Source organism: Candidatus Atribacteria bacterium (assembly GCA_011056645.1).
In the GTDB taxonomy this organism is placed as follows: Bacteria; Atribacterota; Phoenicimicrobiia; order Phoenicimicrobiales; family Phoenicimicrobiaceae; genus Sediminicultor; species Sediminicultor quartus.
The window spans coordinates 1-2,377 of record DSEL01000086.1; the positions used below are offsets into that span (position 1 = coordinate 1).

The 2,377-nt window shown below is 32.3% G+C and carries 3 protein-coding genes; all 3 read left to right on the plus strand.

Translation table 11 applies throughout. The annotated features are described in order from the left end of the window. Positions 1 to 168 precede the first annotated feature (168 nt). Positions 169 to 855 (plus strand): HAD family hydrolase, encoded by a 687-nt coding sequence (locus ENO17_03390; protein HER24080.1) that lies wholly within the window; start codon positions 169 to 171, stop codon positions 853 to 855. A gap of 17 nt (positions 856 to 872) precedes the next feature. After that, entirely contained in the window at positions 873 to 1,799 is a 927-nt protein-coding gene (locus ENO17_03395; GenBank protein HER24081.1) for a radical SAM protein, read from the plus strand. 51 nt (positions 1,800 to 1,850) lie between these two features. Then, on the plus strand, positions 1,851 to 2,377 hold a 527-nt coding region (locus tag ENO17_03400; protein ID HER24082.1), incomplete at its 3' end, for an EamA family transporter.

Here is a 2,377-nt window from a genome sequence, read left to right on the forward strand (position 1 = left end):
ATATTAATATCATATATAATGCGAATTTATTATGACTCTTGGCTTCTATTCTCTTTTCGAGATACGATTCACGAGATACTCGATACGATATTCTTTCTACTGGTTTTTAGGGTTTGCTAAAGCGTTTCATTATAGTTATAATTATAAAAAATTTATTTAAAGGAGCAAATGAAAATTAAAACCATTATCTTTGATTTAGATGATACTTTAATTAAAACTTCCCAGTTGTATAACCAGGCGAGAGAAAAATTTTCCCTGCTCATGGAAAAAGCTGGCTTTAAGAAGGAAGAAGCATTAGCCAAACTCGATGAGATTGATATCAAAAATATATATAAACATGGTTTTGCGAAAGAGAGATATCCTTATAGCTTAGGGAAAACTTATGAGTATTTTTCCCAAAAGAATGGAAAGAAAATTAATACTGAATTAAAGAAAAAAATTGAAGAACTGGGATGGCAAGTTTTTAGACAGATTCCTGAATTAGTAGATGGAGTCTTTCGGGTATTAGATATTCTAAGTAAAAAATATTTTTTAATTCTGGCAACTTTGGGTGATCCCCAGGTTCAAGAAGAAAAAGTACAACGAAGCGGTTTAAAAAAATATTTTTCGGAAATTTATGTTTTAAAACAAAAAAATGTAGAAGAATATCAAAATATTTTAAAAAAACATCATTTAAACAAGAAGGAGACTTGGATTGTAGGTAATAGTGTTCGTTCAGATCTGAATCCAGGTTTAAAATTAGGCCTAAATTGCATCCTAATTCCTTATTTAAGCTGGAAATTTGAGGAAGAAGAGCCGCTATCAGTAAATTACCTGGAATTAGATTGCTTAGAAAAGATAATAAATTATCTTTAGGTGAAAAAATTAAAAAGTTGTTAAAAAAATTAAAGTACCCGAGTTATTTAAATATTAAAGAAGAAGAATTAGATAAACGAATTGAGAAAGCTTATAAATTACTCTCTTATTGCACAGTATGTCCTCATCAATGCGGGGTAAATCGACTAAAAGGTGAACGAGGATTCTGTCGTTCAGGGGAAGAGGTGCTAATCTCCAGTTACAATGCTCACTTTGGGGAAGAACCACCTCTAGTGGGTGACTTCGCTTCGGGTACTATATTTTTTACCTATTGTAATTTAAAGTGCGTTTATTGTCAGAATTATCCCATAAGCCAATTAGGAAATGGCAATAAAGTTAGCTTGATAGAATTAGCTAAAATTATGCTTGCTTTACAAGAGAGAAAATGTCATAATGTTAACTTAGTTACTCCTACCCATTTTGTACCTCAGATATTAAAGAGCCTTAAATTGGCCATTAAAATGGGTTTATCCATTCCCATAGTTTATAATACCAGTGGTTATGAATCGGAAGAAACTCTAAAATTACTTGATAATATTGTGGATATATTTCTCCCCGATGCCCGATATGCCGATAACCAGATAGCCTTGAAATACTCATCTGCCCCTGGTTATTTTGAAATAATGAAAAAGGCGTTGAAAGAAATGGTCAGGCAGGTGGGAGACCTAGTATTAGATGAGGCTGGAATTGCTCGTTCAGGATTAATTGTTCGACATTTAGTACTCCCTGAAGGCTTAAGCGGAACCAGAAAGATTATGCATTTTATAGCCCGGGAAATTTCTCCTCATACTTATGTAAGTTTAATGGCCCAATATTTTCCGGCTTACCATGCTGACCAATTTCCTCCCCTATCCAGAAAGCTAAACAGGAAAGAATATAAGGATGCACTTCAAGTTTTTAAGGAAGAGGGATTAGAAAATGGTTGGTTCCAGAAAGATATATAAGGTTACAAATATTATACCTTTATGATTTTTAAAGGACAGAAAAGAGATAATATGAAAGGTATCCAAGCAGAAATTTATTTATTAATTATAGTAATTATTTGGGGCTCAACCTTTGCTTTGATTAAGGGAGTTATTGATTTAATCCCTCCTTATACTTATCTTACTTATCGATTCTTATTGGCGGCTCTGATTCTAATATTAATATTCTGGAAGAGGATAAGAGGAATCAACTTAATGATTTTGAAGAAAGGCTCTCTTATTGGGATTTTCCTCTTTTTGGGTTATACCCTTCAGACAGTGGGAATAAAATACACCACAGCTACCAAAGCTGGTTTTATTACAGGTTTGTCTGTAGTTTTAGTACCGGTTATTTCCCATTTTTTTATTAAGGAGAAAGTCAGTCGAAATTCAATTATAGGAGTAACTTTTGCCTTTATCGGTTTATGGTTTCTAAATTATAACAGTAATTTTTACTTTAATTTAGGGGATTTTTTAGTTTTATTATGTGCTTTTTCTTTTGCTATGCACATTATATCGGTAGGATTATTTAGTAAGAAGGTAGATTATATTCTTTTAGC

What these genes read in the sequence shown, in the direction of transcription:
- ENO17_03390 (HER24080.1), top strand. Translation starts at nt 169, where the DNA reads ATGAAAATTAAAACCATTATCTTTGATTTAGATGATACTTTAATTAAA.